Source organism: Amycolatopsis sp. CB00013 (genome assembly GCF_001905755.1).
Lineage (GTDB): Bacteria > Actinomycetota > Actinomycetes > Mycobacteriales > Pseudonocardiaceae > Amycolatopsis > Amycolatopsis japonica.
Map to the genome: position 1 here is coordinate 70,884 of NZ_LIWC01000008.1, position 20,624 is coordinate 91,507.

Annotated in this window: 17 protein-coding genes; 9 read left to right on the plus strand and 8 right to left on the minus strand. The window is 70.0% G+C overall.

Annotated features, from left to right (window positions below; all coding sequences use genetic code 11):
* Positions 1-60 precede the first annotated feature (60 nt).
* Positions 61-1,512, plus strand: coding sequence for a trypsin-like serine protease (locus AMK34_RS39985; RefSeq protein WP_073849025.1), 1,452 nt, complete (start codon positions 61-63; stop codon positions 1,510-1,512).
* A 60-nt stretch (positions 1,513-1,572) separates the two neighbouring features.
* Here AMK34_RS39985 and AMK34_RS39990 read toward each other — a convergent pair whose 3' ends face one another.
* From AMK34_RS39990 to AMK34_RS40000, 3 genes are all read right to left on the minus strand, one after another.
* Positions 1,573-3,096 carry a phytoene desaturase family protein gene (locus AMK34_RS39990; RefSeq protein WP_073849026.1) on the minus strand — a complete coding sequence of 508 codons (1,524 nt, stop codon included), beginning with the start codon at positions 3,094-3,096 and terminating at the stop codon, positions 1,573-1,575.
* Between the two features lie 72 nt (positions 3,097-3,168).
* On the minus strand, positions 3,169-4,716 hold the full coding sequence (locus AMK34_RS39995; RefSeq protein ID WP_038509980.1) for a S8 family serine peptidase: 1,548 nt from the start codon (positions 4,714-4,716) through the stop codon (positions 3,169-3,171).
* Positions 4,716-5,879 carry a S8 family peptidase gene (locus tag AMK34_RS40000; RefSeq protein WP_038509979.1) on the minus strand — a complete coding sequence of 388 codons (1,164 nt, stop codon included), beginning with the start codon at positions 5,877-5,879 and terminating at the stop codon, positions 4,716-4,718. The genes AMK34_RS39995 and AMK34_RS40000 overlap by 1 nt, the downstream gene beginning before the upstream one ends.
* 270 nt (positions 5,880-6,149) lie before the next feature.
* Here AMK34_RS40000 and AMK34_RS40005 point away from each other — a divergent pair, with 270 nt between their 5' ends.
* The 4 genes from AMK34_RS40005 to AMK34_RS40020 all read left to right on the plus strand — a co-directional run bounded on the left by AMK34_RS40005 (position 6,150) and on the right by AMK34_RS40020 (position 13,413).
* Positions 6,150-9,014 carry an ATP-binding protein gene (locus tag AMK34_RS40005; RefSeq protein ID WP_073849027.1) on the plus strand — a complete coding sequence of 955 codons (2,865 nt, stop codon included), beginning with the start codon at positions 6,150-6,152 and terminating at the stop codon, positions 9,012-9,014.
* Between the two features lie 282 nt (positions 9,015-9,296).
* Positions 9,297-10,238 carry a serine protein kinase RIO gene (locus AMK34_RS40010; RefSeq protein WP_037342368.1) on the plus strand — a complete coding sequence of 314 codons (942 nt, stop codon included), beginning with the start codon at positions 9,297-9,299 and terminating at the stop codon, positions 10,236-10,238.
* Between the two features lie 345 nt (positions 10,239-10,583).
* Positions 10,584-12,083: a DEAD/DEAH box helicase gene (locus AMK34_RS40015; RefSeq protein WP_038509977.1), complete on the plus strand. Its 1,500-nt coding sequence runs from the start codon at positions 10,584-10,586 to the stop codon at positions 12,081-12,083.
* Between the two features lie 142 nt (positions 12,084-12,225).
* Complete coding sequence (locus AMK34_RS40020) at positions 12,226-13,413, plus strand: 8-amino-7-oxononanoate synthase (RefSeq protein ID WP_073849028.1); 1,188 nt, start codon at positions 12,226-12,228, stop codon at positions 13,411-13,413.
* On the opposite strand, the gene AMK34_RS40025 is transcribed toward AMK34_RS40020, so the two are convergent.
* Entirely contained in the window at positions 13,379-13,861 is a 483-nt protein-coding gene (locus tag AMK34_RS40025) for a GNAT family N-acetyltransferase (RefSeq protein ID WP_073849029.1), read from the minus strand. The two genes, AMK34_RS40020 and AMK34_RS40025, sit on opposite strands and share 35 nt — an antisense overlap.
* Positions 13,862-13,894: 33 nt before the next feature.
* On the minus strand, positions 13,895-14,728 hold the full coding sequence (locus AMK34_RS40030; RefSeq protein ID WP_038522754.1) for a S1 family peptidase: 834 nt from the start codon (positions 14,726-14,728) through the stop codon (positions 13,895-13,897).
* A gap of 353 nt (positions 14,729-15,081) precedes the next feature.
* On the opposite strand from AMK34_RS40030, the gene AMK34_RS44000 reads away from it, so the two are divergent.
* The 3 genes from AMK34_RS44000 to AMK34_RS40040 all read left to right on the plus strand — a co-directional run bounded on the left by AMK34_RS44000 (position 15,082) and on the right by AMK34_RS40040 (position 17,051).
* Positions 15,082-15,351, plus strand: a complete 270-nt coding sequence (locus tag AMK34_RS44000; RefSeq protein ID WP_443111222.1) for a hypothetical protein — start codon at positions 15,082-15,084, stop codon at positions 15,349-15,351.
* A gap of 115 nt (positions 15,352-15,466) precedes the next feature.
* Complete coding sequence (locus AMK34_RS44005; RefSeq protein WP_443111223.1) at positions 15,467-15,580, plus strand: M15 family metallopeptidase; 114 nt, start codon at positions 15,467-15,469, stop codon at positions 15,578-15,580.
* 76 nt (positions 15,581-15,656) lie between these two features.
* The gene (locus AMK34_RS40040) at positions 15,657-17,051 is read left to right on the plus strand and encodes a mycothione reductase (protein WP_038509968.1); all 1,395 of its coding nucleotides are present in this window, start codon (positions 15,657-15,659) and stop codon (positions 17,049-17,051) included.
* A gap of 77 nt (positions 17,052-17,128) precedes the next feature.
* On the opposite strand, the gene AMK34_RS40045 is transcribed toward AMK34_RS40040, so the two are convergent.
* Together AMK34_RS40045 and AMK34_RS40050 are read right to left on the minus strand one after the other, a co-directional pair.
* Positions 17,129-17,641, minus strand: coding sequence for a hypothetical protein (locus tag AMK34_RS40045; RefSeq protein WP_241832969.1), 513 nt, complete (start codon positions 17,639-17,641; stop codon positions 17,129-17,131).
* Positions 17,642-17,696: 55 nt separating this feature from the next.
* A complete protein-coding gene (locus AMK34_RS40050; protein ID WP_073849030.1) occupies positions 17,697-18,944 on the minus strand; it encodes a CynX/NimT family MFS transporter in 1,248 nt (415 codons plus the stop codon).
* Between the two features lie 48 nt (positions 18,945-18,992).
* Between AMK34_RS40050 and AMK34_RS40055 the strand changes: the two genes are divergently transcribed.
* Positions 18,993-19,682, plus strand: coding sequence for a FadR/GntR family transcriptional regulator (locus tag AMK34_RS40055; RefSeq protein WP_038509965.1), 690 nt, complete (start codon positions 18,993-18,995; stop codon positions 19,680-19,682).
* Between the two features lie 78 nt (positions 19,683-19,760).
* On the opposite strand, the gene map is transcribed toward AMK34_RS40055, so the two are convergent.
* Positions 19,761-20,618: a type I methionyl aminopeptidase gene (gene map / locus AMK34_RS40060; RefSeq protein WP_038509962.1), complete on the minus strand. Its 858-nt coding sequence runs from the start codon at positions 20,616-20,618 to the stop codon at positions 19,761-19,763.
* Positions 20,619-20,624: the final 6 nt, after the last annotated feature.

Sequence of the window (20,624 nt, forward strand, 5' to 3'; positions counted from 1 at the left end):
GGTTGTTCCACCAGGCGCGGATGCGGAAAGTGATTTCCAGCCACCTGGAAAGGAACCACCGTGAACAGAAGAAAACGGCTACTGGGGATCGCCACGGCCACCCTCGGCTGCCTCTCGGTCCTCCTGCCCGCGCCGGCGGCCGCCGCGGACCTGCCCGCGGTCACCCCGACGGACCAAGCGGTCGTCCCCTCCGGACCGCATACGAACTCCATCGGCGGCACGCCGGCCTCGGTCACGGACTATCCGTTCATCATCGCGGGCCTGCGCGAAGGCGGGACGCGACCGCAGGGGCAGACCTGCACCGGGTCGGTCGTCGCGCCGCGCAAGATCCTGATCGCCGCGCACTGCAAGGACGCGGCCGGTGAGAAGTCCTTCCTCTACGGGCTCGACGACCTGAACGCCGGTGGCGGAACGCGGATCGGCGTCGTCAGTTATGAAAAGCACCCGAAGTACGTCAACTTCGACCAGGGTTACGACGTCGCGGTGGTCACCACGGACGCCGACATCCCGGTGCCCGGCGGCCAGTACGCGAAGGTCGCGACGTCGGCCGACACGGACTTGAACAAGCCGGGCAAGTCCGGTCTGGGTCTCGGCTACGGCAAGAAGGACTTCAACGACGACACCCGCAACGTCGAACTGCACAAGTTCACCCTGCCGATCGTGCAGGGCAGCAACTGCAACGGTGTCGGTGCCGGCTTCAAGGAAGCCACGATGATCTGCAGCGGCTACAGCGACGGCCACGTCACCATCCTGCCGGGCGACAGCGGTGGGCCGCTCGTGGTGGACGGCAAGATCGTCGGCGTCGCTTCGTGGAGCCGCAGCGACTTCAAGTGGTACAGCGTCTACGGCAGGCTCAACAACGACATGGGCGACTGGGTCAAGCAGCAGATCGGTGAGCCGCAGAACCCGGAGACGTTCTCGCTCGGGGTGACGCCGTCCTCGCTCAAGGTCGAGCCGGGCAAGTACGTTTCGGCCACGGTGACCAGCAAGCCGGGCAAGAACGGCGCGGAGAAGGTCGATCTCAGCGCTTCGGGGCTGCCGCAAGGCGCGACGGCGACGTTCCAGCCCTCGTCCATCACCTCGGGTGAGTCGGCGAAGGTGAGTATCGAAGTTCCCGCCGGGACGGCCGAAAAGGATTACGCGGTCACGATCTCGGGCAAGGGCACCACCGACACCGCGACCACGAACCTGACACTGACCGTCGGCGCAGGCGGACCGCAGCCCGGCGACCTCAAGGTGGGCTTGAGCCCGGCCAGCGGGACGGCGCAACCCGGTTTCTTCAGCAACGTCACGGTTTCCGCCACCGGCGGCACGGGCACGATCACGCTGTCGGCGTCCGGGCAAGGACTGCCGTTCGCCCCGTTCTTCAACCCGAAGACGATCTCGAGCGGCGGCAGTTCGACCATGCAGGTGGTCGCACCCTTCCAACGCGGCACGTATCCGGTGACCGTCACCGCGACGGACTCGGCGGGCAAGAGCGCCACCGCCACGTACACCCTCACCGTCCAGTAGCGAGTGTCATGAAAGGGTCGTTCAGGACATATTTCGTCCTGAACGACCCTTTCATGACGTTCAGGATCGGGCCAGCACCGCCATGGCCGCGTTGTGCCCGGGGATACCCGAGACCCCGCCGCCCCGCACGGCCCCGGCGCCGCACACCAGCACCCGCTCATGCGCGGTCTCCACACCCCAGCGACCCACCTGATCGGCATCCGCGGCATAAGGCCACGAAAGATCCCGATGGAAGATGTGTCCCGCGGGCAGCCCCAGTTCGGCTTCGAGATCCAGCGGCGTCTTCGCCTCGACGCACAACCGGCCGCCCGGCGCGCGCAGCACACAGTCCTCGATGGGCTCGGCCAGCACACTGTCCAAAGAGGACAAGGTCGCTCGCAAAGCCTCGTCGCGTGCGGCATCGTTGCGGCCCTCGAACAGCCGGGCGGGCATGTGCAGCCCGAACAACGTCAGCGTCTGCACCCCGGCGGCCTGTTCCGCCGGGCCGAGAATCGACGGGTCGGTCAGCGAATGGCAGTAGATCTCGCACGGCGGCAGCGACGGGATACGGCCCGCGGCGGCCTCGGCGTAGGCCGCCGCCAGCTGCTCGTAGCCCTCGTTGACATGGAACGTCCCGCCGAACGCCTCTCGCGGATCGACACTCGAATCGCGCAGCCGCGGCAGCCGTGAGAGCACCATGTTCACCTTGAGCTGCGCGCCTTCCGGCGCCTCCGGCGACTCCTCCCCCAGCAGCCGCGCGAGCGTCCGCGGCGCGACGTTCGCCAGTACGTGGCCGCCACGCACCACGAACTCGTCGTCACCGAGCCGATAGCGCACTGAGCCACCCGGGTCGATCGACAGCACCTCGGCGCCGGTCACCAGCCGAGCCCCGGCGGAAGACGCGGCCGACGCGAGCGCCCCGGTCACCGCGCCCATCCCGCCCACCGGCACGTCCCAGTCGCCGGTCTCGTTGCCGATCACGTGGTAGAGCAGACAGAGGTTCTGCCGGAAATCACCGGCCCCGGCGAAAGTGCCGATCAGCGCGTCGGTCAGGACGACGCCGCGGACGGTGTCGTCGCCGAACATCCCGGTGAGCGTTTCCGAGATCGGCCGTTCGAACAGCGCGTACCACGCCCCCGGCTCGATCCCCGAGCGCAGCTCCTCCCTGGAGACCAGTGGCTCGGTCAGGGTGGGGAAAGTCCGTTTCGCGACCTGGGACGTCATCGCGTGGAACCGTTGCCACGCCTCGAAGTCCTTTGTGGACCCGGTGAGCGCGGAGAACGACGCCGAAGTCCGGCCGTCGTCGCCCGTGTCGACAAGGAGACCGCCGTCGCCGACCGGCGTGTACGACGACATCCGCCGGCGGCGGAGATCGAGTCCGAGCCCGAGTTCCGCGATGATCTTGCGGGGCAGCAGGCTCACCAGATACGAGTACCGCGACAGCCGGACGTCGACGCCGGGGAACGCCCGGAAGGAGACCGCCGCCCCGCCGACCTCGTCGCGCCGTTCCAGCACCAGCACCGAGCGGCCGGCCCTGGCAAGATAGGCCGCCGCCACCAGGCCGTTGTGCCCGCCGCCGACGATCACGGCATCGTAGGACTCCATCCAAGACCTCCCAGCGAAAACGACAATGCGCCGCGGCCATCGTGACCGCGGCGCACCGCCGTTCGCAAGGACTCAGAAGGTGATGGAGAAGCCTTCGATCGTCCCGCTGTCGAACCGGTAGACGTCACGGACCCGCAGCTTCCAGGTCCCGTTCGCCGGTTCGGACGAGGCGTTCACCGTGTACGACGTGTGCACGCCGCTCGCCTCGCCGATCCCTCCCGCCTGCTTGAGGCCGAACACCGCACCGCTCGGCCCGATCAGGTCTATCGCCAGGTCACCGGTGTAGGTGTGCGCGATGTCGACCTTGACCGGCAGCGTCGCCGACGCCTTGCCGTCGCAGCCTTCCTGCGTCACCGAACTGGTCACCGCGTCACCCGCGTCCGGAATGGACACCGGTGTCGTGTTGGATTTGGCCCCGCATGTCGGGGTGGGGCCACCGCCGCCGATGAACGACACGTTCAGCAGCTTGTTGACCGTGCCGGACGGCAGTCCCTTGAGCACGCCGTCGGAGGCGTTGTTCACCAGCGCGTCCCGCGTCTGCTGCGCGGTGGCACCGGAATTCGCGGCGAGGTACAGCGCCGCCGCCCCGGCCACGTGCGGCGTGGCCATCGACGTCCCGCTCATGTTCGCCGAACCACCGTTGGACGTGGACAGCGACGTGATGTTGCTGCCAGGGGCGAAGATGTCCACGCACGAACTGTGGTTGGAGAACGAGGACTTGTTGTCACTGCTGTCCGAGGCGCCGACCGTGATCGCCTCGGGGATGCGGGCGGGGCTGACGTTGCAGGCGTTCTGGTTCTCGTTGCCCGCCGCCACCACGTAGACGAAGCCCGCCGCGATGGACTTCTTGATGACGTCGTCGCCGAGCCCGACCTGGTCCATCCGCAGGCTCAGGTTCGCCACCGCCGGTTTGGTGCCGTTCGAGGTCAGCCATTCGGCCGCGTCGACGATGGCCGAGTCCGGGCCGTTGCCCGAACAGTCGTTGCCCAGCACCTTCAGCCCGACCAGCTTGACCTTCTTGGCCACGCCGTAGGTCTTGCTGCCGATGGTGCCCGCGGTGTGACTGCCGTGCCCGTTGCAGTCCTTTCCGTTGCCGCCCACGAAATCCTTGCCGATGGACGCGCGCCCCTCGTACTCCGGGTTCTCCGGGTTGATCCCGGTGTCGAGGTCGTACGCGGTGACGCCCTCGCCCGTGTTCGGGTAGGTGAAACTCTTGTCCAGCGGCAGGTTCTTCTGGTCGACACGGTCGAGGCCCCAGGTCGGGTTGGTCTGCGTGCCGACGGCACGCGCGGTGCCGTCCTGGTAGACCGCCTTGACCGCCGGATCGGCCGCGAGCCGCCGGGCCTGCTGTTCGGACATGCCCTTGACGGAGAACCCGCGGAGCACGTTCTTGTACGCCGACCGGACCTCGCCGCCGTAGCGGCCGGTCAGCGCGGCCGAGGACTGCTCGACCGCCATGGTGCCGACCTCGTGGAGCACGACGATGTACTGGTCGCCGTAGTGCTGATTCGCCTGCACGACAACGCCTTCCGCCGGAGCGGCGACGGCGTTGCCCGCGGCGAGCGCGGCCAGCGCGGTGGCCGCGACGGCCACCACACCGGCCCGCACGCCGCGGCGCATCAGAGACCCGCCACGTTCAGCAGCTTGTTGGTCGAACCGGAGCCCGGGCTCGTCACGACGCCGTTGGTGGCGGCGTTCGCGAGACCGGAGGCCACGGCGGCGGGGGTCGCCGACGGGTTCGACGTCAGGTAGATCGCGGCCGCGCCGGCGACGTGCGGCGTCGCCATCGAGGTACCGCTCATCTGCTGGGTGCCGCCACCGTTGCGCAGGGAGGTGATGCTGGTGCCCGGCGCGAAGATGTCGGTGCAGCTGCCGTAGTTCGAGAACGAGGACCGGCGGTCGTCGCTCTGGGTGGCGTTGACGGTGATGGCCTCACGCACCCGGGCCGGGCTGGTGGAGCAGGCGTCCGTGTTGGAATTCCCGGAGGCCACGGTGTTCGTGATGCCCGCCGCGACCGCGCGGCGCACGGCGGAGTCCACGCCGGAGTCGGCCGGGCCACCGAGGCTCATCGTGAGCACCGACGGGCCCTTCGCGTTCTTCACGACCCAGTCGATCCCGGAGATGATCTGCGAGTACTGGCCGCTGCCCTGGCAGTTCAGCACGCGGACCGAGACGATCTTGGCACCCTTGGCCACGCCGTAGGTGGCGCTGCCGACCGTACCGGCGACGTGCGTGCCGTGTCCCTGGCAGTCGCGGGCGTCGCTGTCGTTGTCGATGAAGTCGTACCCGCTGGTCGCGCGGCCGCCGAATTCGGACTGGCGGTAGTCGACCCCGGTGTCGAGGACGTAGACCGTCGCCCCGGAACCGGTGTTCGGGTAGGTGTACTTCTTGTCCAGCGGCAGGTTCTTCTGGTCGATCCGGTCCAGGCCCCAGGTCGGGTTGGTCTGGGTGCCGAGCAGGTGCGCGACCGCGTCCTGCTGGACGAAGTCGACGTTCGGGTCGGCGGCGAGGCGTTTGGCCTGTGCCTCGGTCATCTTCGCCGAGAAGCCGTTCAGCGCGGCGGTGTAGGTCGCCTTCACCTGGCCGCCGTATTTGGCCGCGAGGCCGGCGTCGCCGCTCTTGAGCGAGACGATGTACCCGTCCGTGACGGCCCCCGGCACACCGGCACCGCGGATCTGTCCCTCGGCGGCCGTGGCCGGTCCGGCGAAGGCCACCGTGGCCGCCGCACAGGCCCCGGCCAGCACCGCACCCGCGATCCGGTGACGTCGAAGTTCTCCACGCATTTCCTGAGCTCCGTTCACTCGAACAGGTGGTTCGCGCCGGCGGAGGTCCAGGCCGGCGCCGTGACGTGCAGTCACGCTGGAATCACTTTCGGGTGGCGGGACCTGCGCGAACAAGCGAGGCAATGGTCCGTAGGACTACGTATCTAATGGCGAAATCCCCCGTCCCTACGAAAGTCGGGTGACCGCCCGAGCGGGTTCCGTGATCATCGAAACCGCGCTTAAGCTGCGTTCACTCGAACGGTGTGGTTCGTGAAGCGGGGGTGACCCGGCATGGTGATCGGTGGCTGCCGACGCAGGACGAGTTCGCCGGTACTCGTCGGCCGTGAGGCGGAATTACGCGAGCTCCTCGACGGCGCGTTGCGCTCGCCGTCGGTGATCATGCTCGAAGGCGAAGCGGGGGTGGGCAAGACCCGGCTCGCCACCGAACTGCTGGCCTGCGCCGAACTGGCCGGACGGCCGGTGCTCACCGCGACCTGCCAGCCGCTGCGCGAGCCTTTCCCGTACGGCGTGATCTTCGACGCGCTGAAGGACGTCCGCCCGGCGCGTGAGCTCAGCCCGGTGACCGGTGTCCTCGCGCCTTACCTGCCCGAGCTCGCGGCATTCCTGCCTCAGCCGCCGCCGCGGCCGTCCGATCCGAGGACCGAACGCCATCAGCTCTTCCGCGCCGTCCGGGAACTGCTCGGCTCGCTGGGCCCGCACGTCCTGCTCATCGAAGACCTCCACTGGGCGGACGACGGTTCCCGCCGCCTGCTGCGGTTCCTGATGACCGAACCACCCGCGGGCCTGACGCTCCTGCTCACATACCGGCGCGAGGAGACTCCCGGCGGCATCCCGCTCGGCAGCGCCTACCGGCCCGCCCCCGGCACCGCGCACGCGCTCGTCACCCTCCGGCCGTTGGACCGCGACGGCGTCCAGGCGCTGGTTTCGGCCCTGCTCGGCGAAGCGAACGTCTCCGCCGAGTTCGCCGCGCGGCTGCACGAGCGGACCGCGGGGATCCCGTTCGTCGTCGAGGAGATCGTGCACGCGATCGGCGGCGTCGAAGGCGCGGTGCACGCCGACGGCGCGACCGCGCGACGTCTGCTCGACACCGTCGAAGTCCCGGCGCTGCTGCGGGAAGCGACGGTCGAACGCCTCATGGCGCTGCCGCCCGCCGCCCGGCGGATCGCCGAGGCCGCCGCCGTCCTCGGCACACCGTCCACTTCGGACCTGCTGGCCGCCGTGGCCGCGCTCACCCCCGAACGCGCCCGCCGCGCGCTGGTCCTCGCGCTCGAACGCAACGTCCTCGTCGAGTCCGGAGAAGGCAGGTACGGCTTCCGGCACGCGTTCGCCCGGCAAGCCGCGTATCTCACCATCCCCGGTCCCGATCGCCAGGAACTGCACCGGCGGGCCGCGCGCCTGCTGCGCGACCGCCTCCCGCAGTCCTTGGTGCGGCTGGCCGAACACTGCCGGAAGGCGGGCGACCGGGCCGGTGCCCTGAAGTACGGCGAAGCCGCCGCGGATCAGGCGTCGACGGTCGGCGATCTCGCCACCGCGACCGATCTGCTCCGCACCCTGCTCGACGAACCCGGTCTTCAACCGTCCGATGTGGACAGACTCGCGGTCAAGTTCAGCTCGGTGGCGTGCAACGGACTCGCGCAGACCGAAGTCGTCCCGGCGCTGGAGCGGCTGCTCACCGACGGCAGGCTGTCCGGGCGCTTGAGCGGCGAGGTCCGGCTGGGGCTCGGGCTCCTGCTGGTGCGCCAGGCGGGCGGACTGGAGGCGGCGCGGACCGAGATCGAGATCGCCGTCAACGACCTCTCCGACCGGCCCGATCTGGCGGGCCGCGGGATGGGCGTCCTCGCCCAGCCGTGGGTCGGCGCGACCCCGCTGCGGGAGCACCGGCGCTGGATGGACCGGGTGGACGAGCTCATCGACCGGGCGACCGACCGGCGATTGAAGATCATCCTGCTGGCCAACAACGCGGCGTCACGGCTGCACATCGGGGACACACGCGGCTGGGACATGCTGGACCGGGCGCCCACCACCGTCGGTTCCGCCGACGAACAACGGCATCTGGCGCGGCTGCACTGCAACAGCGCCGACGCCTGCGCCTGGACCGGCCACCACCGGCGGGCCAGGAGCCTGCTGCGCAGCGGGATGCAGCTCGCCGCCGACTGCGGTGCGCCGTACGTCGTCAGCACCGCCCGCGCGACGGCCGTCCACACCGACTGGCTCACCGGCAACTGGGACGGCCTCGCCGAACGGGCGGGCGCGCTGATCGACGAGTACCGCGACCTCCTGCCGGTGACCAGCGAACTGTGCCTGGTGCTGGGCCTGCTCGCCGCCGCGCGCGGCGAATGGGACGAGGCCGCGGCCCGGTTCGCCGGTACCGCGGCGGATCAGCCCGAGAACGCGTTCACCCCGGTCGCGATCGCCGCGCACGCCGGGATGTCGGGCATGCTGCTCGCGCAGGACCTCGGCGAAGCCGCCGTGACGCAGGCCGAGAAGGGACTGGAACTCTTGCGCGCCAAGGGTGTCTGGGCCTGGGGCGCCGATCTGGTCATGGCCGCCGTCGACGCGTATTGCGCCACGGGGCGGGACACCGAGGCGCAAGCGCTGACGGACGAGTTCGAACGCGAGGTCGGCGACCTCGACGCACCGTCGACCCGGGCCGCGCTCGCCGCGAACCGCGGGCTCGTCGCGGCGTCCCGGGGCGACCACGCGGAGGCGATCGAGGCCTTCGAGCAGGCGCGGACCCGCTTCGAGGCGCTCCCCGCGCCCTATCACGCGGCGCTGATCGCCGAACGGGCCGCGCGCTGCCGCCTGGCCCGCAACGAGGACGTCGCCGAGACGTTCGCGGCGCTCGCCGAGACCTTCGACCACCTCGGCGCCACGCGTGACGCCGCGCGCTGCCGCCACGCCTTCCGGTCCACCGGCGCCGTCGCTCCCTCTCGGCGCGGCCGCCGGGGTTACGGCGACGAGCTGTCGCCACGGGAGCGCGATGTCGCCCGCCTGCTGGCCGCCGGGCACACCAACCGGGAGATCGCCGAGGTGCTGTTCCTGTCCCGGCGCACGGTGGAACAGCACGTCGCGAGCGTGCTGCGGAAGCTGAAGGTGCGGTCGCGGAGTGAGCTGGCGGGGCTGCGGTCGGCGTAGCGATCAGCAAGTACATGAAGGCCCCCTTCCTTGCGTCTGGCGCACGGAAGGGGGCCTTCATGTACTTGGCCGCGACCGGAAATTAAATCGGTTGCGCACGGCCGCGGGGGTCGGGGATGATCGTCCGCGATCCGGCAGGGAGCCGGTGGATGCGACAGGGAGGTGCCTCGTGCTGATGACTGTCCGGGGCCCTGGCCGCCCCCATCCACTCGCCCCTCGCGGCTGAGCGCGGAGCCACGACGCTCGCCCGGTGGGGCATCCCTGATCTAGGAGAACCCACCAGTGCGCAAGCACGATCTCGAAGAGTCTTACGAACAACGTCCTCGCCGTACCCGTCGTGCCCGTTTCGACGACGAACCCGAACCCACCCGAGGCGGACGGCTCACCGAAGCCGAACGCGTCCGCCTCGCCCGGTTGCGGGAGGACGCCTACACCGAGACCGCCATCCCCGACGGCGCCGACCGCTGGAGCACCTGGGGAGAAGCGGAGCAAGGACCGCTGCCGCGCCCGGACTGGGTGATCACCGAACTGGCGGCGGTCGACACCGAGCTCGGCATCCTCAAAACCGGCAAGGAGGCGGACGTCCACCTCGTCCGGCGCAACCTGCCCGGCACCGAGGGCACCGTGCTAGCCGCCAAGCGGTACCGCAGCGGCGAGCACCGGCTGTTCCATCGTGACGCCGGCTACCTCGAAGGCAGGCGGATGCGGCGTTCGCGGGAGATGCGGGCGATGGAGTCGCGCAGCAGCTTCGGCCGCAACCTCATCGCCGAACAGTGGGCCGTCGCCGAGTTCGGCGCGCTGAGCAGGCTCTGGTCGGTCGGCGCGCCCGTGCCGTACCCGGTGCAGCGCGACGGCACCGAACTGCTGCTGGAATTCCTCGGCGAGGGCGAGACGGCCGCGCCGCGGCTGGCACAGGTCCGGCCGGAGCCCGACCAGTTGCGGGAACTGTGGTTCCAGACCTCGGCGATGCTGGAACTGCTGGCGTCGCAGGGGCTCGCGCACGGTGACCTCTCGGCGTACAACCTGCTCGTGCACCGCGAACGGATCATGGTGATCGACCTGCCCCAGGTGGTCGACATCGTGGCCAATCCCGGCGGGCTGGAGTTCCTCGCGCGGGACGTGCGCAACATCGCGACCTGGTTCCACTCGCGGGGGCTGCCGGAGCGGCTCACGGCGGTGCCGGAGCTGATCGAGGAGCTGCAGGAGATCGCGGGCCTCCGCTGACCGTCCACAGTGTCTCGAAGGGGTCTTTCCCGGCACGATCACGCCGGGAAAGACCCCACCGTGGAGACCCTGCCCACAATCGCTCCCTCCAGTTGGGAGGCCGGATAACGGTCCGGTACAGTAGTGACAGACCGCAACCGGCGGCGTGGATGAGTTGGTGTCCGTCGCCTCCAAAGCCAACCGAATGGCTCGCGGTATCCGTATCAATCCATTGGCGCGCGGTGTCACGCAGACGCGGTGTGCCGGGTTCGTCCCTGTGAACGCCCATCTGTGCACACCATCTTGCCCTGCCTGCGTGCGGGCAGCCCGGGCCTCCTTGCGACGTGCCACGTCCGAGAGGCATTTGTGACAGTCACGTTCAACTCCGGCCACGTCTCACCGTCGGCGCGTCAGCACCGCAAGCCGCGCACCCGCCCCGCGGGTGACGCGATGCTGCGTGAAGACGCCGTCGAGACGGTCAAGGCGAAGACCTGGGCGGAACTCGGCCTTCCCGACCCGCTGCTGCGGGCGCTGGCCGACGCCGGTATCACCACCCCGTTCCCGATCCAGTCGGCGACCATCCCCGACGCGCTCGCCGGTCGCGACGTGCTCGGCCGCGCCCAGACCGGTTCCGGCAAGACCCTGGCCTTCGGCCTCGCGATGCTGACCCGGCTCAACGGCGGCCGTGCCCGTCCGAAGCACCCCCGCGCGCTGATCCTGGTCCCGACCCGCGAGCTGGCCATGCAGGTCGCCGACTCGCTGACCCCGCTGGCCAAGGCCCTCGGCCTGTGGTGCCGCACCGCCGTCGGCGGCATGGCCTTCACCCGCCAGGCCGACGCGCTCTCCCGCGGCGTCGACCTGCTGATCGCCACCCCCGGCCGGCTGTCGGACCACGTCCGCCAGGGCACCGCGTCGCTGTCCGACGTCAACTTCGTCGCGCTCGACGAGGCCGACCAGATGGCCGACATGGGCTTCATGCCGCAGGTCCGCGAGATCCTGGACCTGACCCCGGCCCGCGGCCAGCGCCTGCTGTTCTCGGCCACCCTCGACGGTGACGTCGACCGGCTGGTCCGCGCGTACCTGACCGACCCGGTCACGCACTCGGTCGCCCCGTCGACCGCGAGCGTCACCACCATGGACCACCACGTGTTCCAGGTGTCGCACCAGGACAAGCAGGACATCATCACCGAGATCGGCGCCCGTGAGGGCCGCACGATCATGTTCGTCCGCACCAAGCACCACGTGGACCGCCTGACCGAGCGCCTGCGCGAGAAGGGCGTCCACGCGGCCGCCCTGCACGGTGGCAAGACCCAGGGCCAGCGCAACCGCGTCCTCGCGGACTTCAAGGAGGGCTACGCGCCCGTCCTCGTCGCCACGGACGTCGCCGCGCGCGGTATCCACGTCGACGACATCTCGCTGGTGCTGCACGTCGACCCGGCCGCCGACCACAAGGACTACCTGCACCGCGCCGGCCGCACCGCGCGCGCCGGGGCGTCCGGTGTCGTGGTCACGCTGGTCACCCACGACCAGCGCCGCATGGTGCGCCGGATGACCGACCGCGCCGGCGTCCGCGCCGAGCAGACCACGGTCCGCCCGGGCGACGCCGAGCTCGCCCGCATCACCGGTGCGCAGCAGCCCAGCGGCGAGCCGGTCGTCGAGCGTCGTCGTGAGTCCCCGCGTCGCGGCGGTGGCCGCGGCTACGGTGGCGGCGACCGCGGCTACCAGGGTTCGCGCGAGGGTCACGGTCACCGCGAAGGCGGCCGTCCCGGTGGCTTCCGCGGCCGCCCGCGTCGTGGTGAGGGCGGTGGCGGCAACGGCCGTCCGCAGCGTCCGGGCGGACGCCCGCGTCGCAGCTACGACAGCTGACGTGACTGAAGCCGGTCCTTCCGGCGGCTAGTGCCATGAAAGGTCCTTTCCTTGCAAAATTTGCGAGGAAAGGACCTTTCATTGCGTTCGGAGTGGGGACCACCACGTCCATCGGGAAACGGCGGATGGGAGACTGCGGGACGTGACTTCTCCCGGCCCCGCCTCCCAGAACCTCCCGCCCGACCAGGTCTTCGACTGGCTCGACGTGGAGGCTGAGAAGCGGGCCGAGGCCGGGCTGGTGCGCAAGCTGCGCATCCGGCAGGCGCAGGAGCCGGAGCTCGACCTCGCCGGAAACGACTACCTCGGGCTCGCCAGGGACAAGCGCGTCGCCGGCGCGGCGGCCGCGGCCGCGTTGCGGTGGGGCGCGGGGGCGACCGGCTCCCGTCTCGTCTCCGGCACCACCGAGGTCCACGCCGAACTCGAGCACGAACTCGCCCGCTTCTGCGGCACGCAGGCCGCGCTGGTCTTCTCGTCCGGTTTCACCGCGAACCTCGGCGCCGTCACGGCCCTGTCCGGCGCGGATTCCGCGATCGTCACGGACAAGTACATCCACGCCTCGCTGATCGAGGGCTGCCGCCTGTCCCGGTCGGACATCGCCGCCGTCGCGCACAGCGACCCGAACGCCTTCAAGCACGCGCTGGCGACCCGCCGCAAACCGCGCGCCCTCGTCGTCACCGATTCCGTGTTCTCCGTCGACGGTGACATCGCCCCGTTGGAGCAGCTCGCCGGTGTCTGCCGGGAGCACGGCGCGTCGCTGCTCGTCGACGACGCGCACGGTTTCGGCGTCCTCGGCGAGGGCGGCCGCGGCGCCGTCCACGCGGCGGGGCTCTCCGGCGCGCCGGACGTCGTCACTACGATCACGCTGTCGAAATCCCTTGGGGCACAAGGCGGAGCGGTGCTCGGGCCGCGTCGCGTGATCAAACATCTCGTGGACACCGCGCGCAGTTTCATCTTCGACACCGGGCTCGCGCCCGCCAGTGCCGCCGCCGCGCTGGCCGCCCTCACCGCGCTGAAGGCCGAGCCGGAGCTGGCCACCAAGGTCACCGAAGCCGCGGGAAACCTTGCGATGCAACTGAAATCGGCGGGTTTCTGGGTCGGTCTCCCGGACGCCGCGGTGATCTCGGTGCAGGCGCCGTCGCCGGAGGCCGCCGTCGCGTGGGCGGCCGCCTGCGCGGATCAGGGCGTGCGCGTCGGCTGCTTCCGGCCGCCGTCCGTACCCGACGGCATCTCCCGCCTGCGCCTGACCGCGCGGGCCGACCTCACCGAGGCCGACGTGGACCGCGCGGTCGGGGTGATCACTGCTGCGGCGCCTCCCGGCGCCACATCGTGAGGTGCGGGATCCCGTCTTCCATGAACTCCTCGCCCTCCACCACGAAGCCGTACTTGGCGTAGAACTTCGTCGCGTACGTCTGCGCGTCGAGGACGCACGGCGCGTCCCCGATCCCCGCGAGGGCGGTCTCCATCAGCCGTCCCGCGAGCCCTTTGCCGCGTGAGCGGACGGCCGTGCACACCCGGCCGATACGGAAGGTGCCGCCGGCGTCCTGCAACACCCGCAGGTACGAGTCGACGGCGACGGAACCGCCGACCCAGAGGTGCCGCGTGCCGGGCAGGAGGTCGCGTCCGTCGATCTCGTGATAGGCGCAGTCCTGCTCGACGACGAACACGTCCACGCGCAGGCGGAGGATGCCGTGCAGCTGCGCGGCGGTGATCTCGTCACCGGCGACGGACAGCGGGAACGACGAGGTCTCGATGATCGGGGTGTCGGTGCTCACGCCCACTTGTTAGCACATCGGACGTGAAGAAGGCACCGATCAGCCGATCAGGCCCCGGTTCTTCTGCTGGGAGATCTCGTTCGCGAAATGGGAGACGCGGGTGTAGACACCGGGTTTGCCCGCCTTCGCGCACCCTTCGCCAAACGACACGATGCCGATCAGCGTGTCCCCCACCATGAGCGGTCCGCCCGAATCGCCCTGGCAGGCGTCGACGCCGCCCTCGTCGTAGCCGGCGCACACCATGTCGCTCGGGTCGTAGCCCGAGTACGCGGTGCGGCAGGTCTTGTCGCTGACCACGGGGACGACCGCGCTGCGCAGGTAGTCCGACCGCGCGCCGCCGTCGGCGACCCGGCCCCAGCCGAGGACCGTCGCCTTCGTGCCTTCCTGGTACAGGTCGGCGTTGCCGTTGTCCGCGACCTTCGCGGGCCGGTACGGCAGCTGACCGCTGACCGTCATCACCGCGATGTCGTCGCCCTTGCCGGGATCGCCGCTGTAGTCGGGGCTGACCCAGATCCGCGAGACCCGCAGCTCGACGCCGTCGCGCGAACGCTTGTCCTCGCGACCCGCCACCACGCGGACGTCGGCGCGTTTGACCGCGACCGCGCAGTGCGCCGCCGTCGCGACCGTCGTGGAACTGACGATCACCGCGCCGCAGTACTGGTTGCCGCCGCGATCGGCCAAGTAGACCGCGTACGGATACTGCGAGACCGAAGCCTTGCCACCGCCCACGATCCGCGGCTGGGCGGCCTGATCCGGGCCGCTCACCGCGCTGTCGTCCGCCGACGCGCTGTTGACCGCGACCGGCACCATCACCGCCGTCGCGAGGACCGCTCCGACCGCGAGCAGCAGCGTGCGACGTGACTTCTTGGGCATGTTCTTTCCCTTCACCGGGGCGTACGTACGGTCAAACCCTGGGAAGTCATTCGACTCCAGCGCGTACACGAGCGATCGCGAATACCCTAATCGGAGAAAGCCCGATGCGGTGTCACTGAAACGGGTGGAACTGTGCTCACCGAACGCATCTGTCACCCTGGACGTCGTGCGGGCTACGGCGACGGTTCTGGCGGCTACGGCCCTTCTGCTTTCTTCGTGTTCGAGCCCCGCGCCGCCCGGCCCCGTTCCCGCCCGCCCCGCGGAAACCTCTTCGGCGGCAACGACTCCGGCCGCGTCGGTCCCGCCGCCCGCACCGGTCTGGCAGGTCGGCGCGAAGCCGCTTCCCTTGCGCCGTGACGGTTTCGGGCAGATCCTTCGCGGGCACGGTGAATCCCGTTCCCGCAGGGGTTCTCGCGCGCAGCACGTGGCAGCCGGCCTGCCCGGTCACGGCGGGTGAATTGCGCTATCTCACGTTGTCGTTCTGGGGTTTCGACGGCCGCGCGCACACCGGGGAAATGCTCGTGAACGCGTCGGTCGCGAACGCCGTCGTCACCGTGTTCGGGCGGTTGTTCGCCGCGAAGTTCCCGATCGAGGCAGTAGACGATCAAAAGAGGGGCGCGTGACCGCTCCCGCCGAACTCACCGCTCCCCGACGGGTGACGGGAACAACACCAAGGGCGACCTCGTCCTGCCCGAACTCGCGTCGGCGTACCTCGACCGGGGAAACCGGCGGCCGGGAATGATCACCGCAGGAGATCCGACGGTGGCCGCCTTCGCCGCGATCGGCTGGACGTGGGGCGGCTCCTGGACGACGCCGACGGACCGGATGCACTTCAGCTCCACCGGCCGCTGAACCGGGAACAACCGGCCGCCGTGACAAGTTGGCTAGAGTCGGAACCATCCCCGCTCCCGCCGCAAAGGAAGACAGCGTGCCCCACTACGACCTGGTGATCGTCGGTACCGGATCGGGCAACTCGATCCTCGACCCGCGCTTCGCGGACTGGAACACGGCGATCGTGGAGAAGGGCACGTTCGGCGGCACCTGCCTGAACGTGGGCTGCATCCCGACGAAGATGTTCGTACACGCCGCCAACGTCGCGGCCACCCCCGCCACGTCGTCGAAGTTCGGCGTCGACGAGGAGCTGACCGGCGTCCGCTGGCGCGACGTGCGCGACCGGATCTTCGGCCGGATCGACCCGATCGCCGCCGGCGGCCGGGAGTACCGCGTCCAGCACGAGGACAACAAGAACGTCACCGTGTACGAGGGCGAAGGCCGCTTCACCGGGCACAAGGAACTTCGGGTGAGCTACTCCGACGGCCGCCCGGCCGAGACGATCACCGCCGACAAGTTCGTGCTCGCCGCCGGTGGGCGGCCGGTGATCCCGGACATCCCCGGCCTCGCCGAGACCGGCTACCACACCTCCGACACGGTGATGCGGCTCGACGAGCTGCCGTCGAGCATCGTGATCCTCGGCGGCGGCTACATCGCGGCCGAGTTCGCGCACGTCTTCGCCTCGTTCGGAGTGGACGTGACCGTGGTCAACCGCTCCGGCGCGCTGCTGCGGTCCGAGGACGACGACGTCAGCGCCCGGTTCACCGAGCTGGCCGCGCAGCGGTTCGACGTCCGGCTCGACCGGAAGACCGTGCGAGCACGCAAGACCGCGTCGGGGGTCGCACTGGACCTCGAAGGCCCGGAGGGCGCCGAAACCGTCGAGGCCGACGTGCTGCTGGTCGCGACCGGACGCACGCCGAACTCCGACCTCCTGGACGTCGCCGCCACCGGCGTGACCACGGGCGAGCGCGGGCACGTCGTGGTCGACGAGTACCAGCAGACCGTGGTCGACGGGATCTACGCGCTCGGCGACATCTCGTCGGTCTTCGAGCTGAAGCACGTCGCGAACCACGAGCAGCGCGTGGTGCAGCACAACCTGTTGCACCCGGACGAGCGGATCGAAGCCGACCACCGGTTCGTCCCGCACGCGGTGTTCACCTCGCCACAGGTCGCCTCCGTCGGGCTGACCGAACGCGAGGCGCGCGAGCGTGGCGTGTCGTACGTGACGTCGCATCAGGACTACGCCGGCATCGCCTACGGCTGGGCGATGGAGGACACCACCGGCTTCGCGAAGCTGCTCGCCGACCCGGCCACCGGGCAGCTGCTCGGCGCGCACATCATCGGCCCGCAGGCGTCTTCGGTGATCCAGCCGCTGATCCAGGCGATGAGCTTCGGGCTGGACGCGAAGAGCATGGCGCGCGGGCAGTACTGGATCCACCCGGCGATGCCGGAACTGGTCGAGAACGCACTGCTGAACCTGCCCCTGGACTGACCCCCGCCGCATTTAGTCCTCTGAATGCGCTCCCCGGACGCCCGGGTGAGGCGCATTCAGAGGACTAAACGCGCCGGTCAGACGACGCGGTCGCAGGCGCGGGCCCCGTTCCGTGCCGCCAGCTCGCCGACCGCGTTCCCCGTGATGTCCGAGACGGCCATCAGGGCGGGCGAGCGGGCTCCCTCCCCCGAGAACCGCTCACCCGCCTCGACGTACCGGCGGGTCGCCGCCAAGAACTCCTCCCGCGCCGATGCCGCCCCTCCTGGCACCGTGCGGACCCTCGTCGCCCCCTTGAGGACGTCCTTGGCGTCGTCCACCTTCACCGCGACGTAGTGCTGCCACTTGCGCAGCTCCGTCGCGGCCTCCCCCTCCGGATCCGGCCAGTAGCGCTGGATATCGGCGCCACTGTCCTTCCACACCTGCACGCACACCCGGTCGACGGCGCGGTAGAACTCGTGCGGCGAGAGCACCGCGGGCGCCCGCTCCGGCACCACGGCGACGCACACCGCGGCGAAACACGCCAGAGCCGAGCCGTACGCCAGTCCCTCCACCACGCCGACCCCCAGGACCGAGTTTTTGAACAGGTTCAACTCGCTCAGGTTATGGCTCCGCCCCGGGACGGGTCAAGAAGTTTTTTGAACGCGTTCAGACGAAGCGGCGACGACCGGCGAAGGCACCGAAGGTCATCTGAGCGGCGAAGACCACGAGCATCATGATCCAGGGGACGGTCCAGCCGTGGGTGAGGTCGTGAAGCAGCCCGAAGAGGAACGGCCCGACGGCCGCCATCAGGTAGCCGATGCCCTGCGCCATCCCCGACAGCCGCGCGGTGTCCTCGCCGGTGCGAGCCCGCAGCGCGATCACCGTCAGCGCGAGCGAGAAGACGCTCATCCCGAGCCCGATGAGGAGGCACCAGAGCAGCGGCGAAGCGGCGGGCGCGACCATCATGCCGACCATGCCGACGAAGCCGGGAACGCCCAGCCCGACGATCCACGGGCTCTGGCTCTTGTGCCGGGCCGCCATCGGCGCCACCACGAGACTGATCGGGACGGCGATGAGCGAGATCAACCCGAGCAGCAGCCCGGAATCACCCTTGCTCACCCCCGCGTCGATCATCACCTCCGGCAGCCAGCCCATCACGACGTAGGCCAAAAAGGCCTGAGTGCCGAAGAAAAGCGTGACCATCCACGCAAGGGGGCTACGCAGGAGCGATCGCCCGCTACCCTGCTTGCCTGCCTCGGCAACGGGCGCACGTCCCGCACCGCGGGCTGCGAGAATCCAGACGAGGAGTGCGAGCACCGCCAAGACCGACCAGGCGCCGAGACCTTGGCGCCAGCCGCCGAACGCGTTCTCCAAGGGAGGGGTGAGCGCGGACCCCAGGGCGCCCCCGCCCTGCAGAGCGGCGGTGTACACGCCGGTCATCATGCCGACACGTGCCGGGAAGGAGTCCTTGATGACGACCGGGATCAGTACGTTCGCCAAGGCGATTCCCGCCGTGGCGACCAGGGTTCCCCCGAGCACGACGTACGGTCCGTCGATCACGCGCAGCACCAGGCCGACGGCCAGCACCGAAAGCGCGGACGCGATGGCCGCGCCGATGCCGAACCGGCGGGCCAGCAGCGGCGCGGCGAGTCCGGCGGCGGCGAAACAGAGGCCGGGGAGCGTGGTGAGCACGCCGGCCCAGGTCGCCGTGGCGCCGAGGTCGTCGCGCATTTCGCCGAGCATGGGGCCGATACTGGTGATCGCGGGCCGCAGATTGAGGGCCACCAGGATCACCGCGACACCGAGCAGAACGCCGCCGGTGATCACTCCCGGCCGCCACTCCGTTTCGATCGAGCCTTCGAGTTCAAGGCTTTCGTCGAACGGGGCCACGGATTCTCGAGAGTCGACACGCACGTCGGCTAGTATCACATACATAGGATGATTGGATGAAGGGACAACGCTGTGCCATTGGCCACCACGCGCCGTGCCGGCCTGGTCGATCAGGTCATCGAGCAGCTGCGTGACGCCGTCACGCAGGGAGAATGGCCCATCGGTCAGCGGATTCCGACGGAACCTGAGCTGGCCGGGCAACTCGGCGTCGGACGCAACACCGTCCGCGAGGCCGTTCGCGCGCTCGCGCACACGGGGCTGCTCGAGGTCCGCCAGGGCGACGGAACCTACGTGCGGGCGACGAGCGAGGTCTCGGGCGCCATCCGGCGGCTCTGCGGTTCCGAACTGCGCGAGGTGCTGCAGGTGCGGCGCATCCTCGAGGTCGAAGGCGCCCGGCTCGCGGCCGTGTCGCGGACCGAGGAGGAGGTCGTCGAGCTGCGGTCCCTGCTCGAACGCCGCAACGCCGAGCTGCGCGACGGCCATTGGGAGGACTTCGCCCGCCTCGACGCGGAATTCCACTTCGCGGTCGTCCAAAGTGGACATAACACCCTGCTGACCGAGATGTACCGCGGGCTCACCGAGGTGATCACGGCCAGCGTGGCCGCCACGTCGAACGTGACGCCGGGGCGCGAGTATCTGCCGGAGATAGGGCATGAAGGCCTCGCCGAGGCCATCGCCGACCGCGACGCCGACCGTGCCGCCAGCGAGGCGTGCGGTTTCCTGGACGAACTCCTGGCCAGGGTGGAGCAGGACGAGAGCTGAAGGGGACTTTCCCCGCATAGGACGCAGCGAAGGGGCCCTTCACCGCATCGCATGCGGTGAAGGGCCCCTTCAGCCCGCCTACGGCAGGGTCAAGATCTCCGCGCCGTCCTCGGTCACCACGAGGGTGTGCTCGAACTGGGCCGTCCACTTCTTGTCCTTGGTGGTGACGGTCCAGTCGTCGGCCCAGATGTCGTAGTCGATGGTGCCGAGGGTGATCATCGGCTCGATCGTGAAGGTCATGCCCTGCTCGATGACCGTCTCGACGGACGGCTCCTCGTAGTGCAGGACGGTCGGCGCGGTGTGGAACGCCGGCCCGACACCGTGGCCGGTGAAGTCGCGCACGACCCCGTAGCCGAACCGCTTCGCGTACGCCTCGATGACACGGCCGATGACGTTGAGCTGCCTGCCGGGGCGGACGGCCTTGATGGCGCGCATGGTCGCCTCGCGCGTGCGCTCGACCAGCAGCCGCGCCTCCTCCGAGACGTCGCCCGCCAGGAACGTCGCGTTGGTGTCGCCGTGGACGCCGCCGATGAACGCGGTGACGTCGATGTTGCAGATGTCGCCGTCCTCGATCACCGTCGAATCCGGGATGCCGTGGCAGATCACCTCGTTGAGCGAGGTGCAGCACGACTTCGGGAACGCGCGGTAGCCGAGTGTCGACGGGTACGCGTGGTTGTCCAGCAGGAACTCGTGGATCACCTTGTCGATGTCGTCGGTGGTCGCACCGGGCTTGACGGCCTTGCCGCCCTCCTCCAGCGCCTGCGCCGCGATCCGGCTCGCGACCCGCATCGCCTCGATCACCTCGGGCGTGCGGACCCCGTTGCCCGTGTCGCGTTTCGGCGCCGGCCGGTCGACGTACTCGGGACGGGCGATGCTGGCGGGGACGACTCGCCTCGGCGTCTGGACGCCGGGCTTCAAGGGGGAGCGAACGGACATGGGTCC

What these genes read in the sequence shown, in the direction of transcription:
- AMK34_RS39990 (WP_073849026.1), bottom strand. Translation starts at nt 3,096, where the DNA reads ATGGAGTCCTACGATGCCGTGATCGTCGGCGGCGGGCACAACGGCCTG.
- AMK34_RS39995 (WP_038509980.1), bottom strand. Translation starts at nt 4,716, where the DNA reads ATGCGCCGCGGCGTGCGGGCCGGTGTGGTGGCCGTCGCGGCCACCGCG.
- AMK34_RS40000 (WP_038509979.1), bottom strand. Translation starts at nt 5,879, where the DNA reads ATGCGTGGAGAACTTCGACGTCACCGGATCGCGGGTGCGGTGCTGGCC.
- AMK34_RS40005 (WP_073849027.1), top strand. Translation starts at nt 6,150, where the DNA reads ATGGTGATCGGTGGCTGCCGACGCAGGACGAGTTCGCCGGTACTCGTC.
- AMK34_RS40030 (WP_038522754.1), bottom strand. Translation starts at nt 14,728, where the DNA reads ATGCCCAAGAAGTCACGTCGCACGCTGCTGCTCGCGGTCGGAGCGGTC.
- AMK34_RS44005 (WP_443111223.1), top strand. Translation starts at nt 15,467, where the DNA reads ATGATCACCGCAGGAGATCCGACGGTGGCCGCCTTCGCCGCGATCGGC.
- map (WP_038509962.1), bottom strand. Translation starts at nt 20,618, where the DNA reads ATGTCCGTTCGCTCCCCCTTGAAGCCCGGCGTCCAGACGCCGAGGCGA.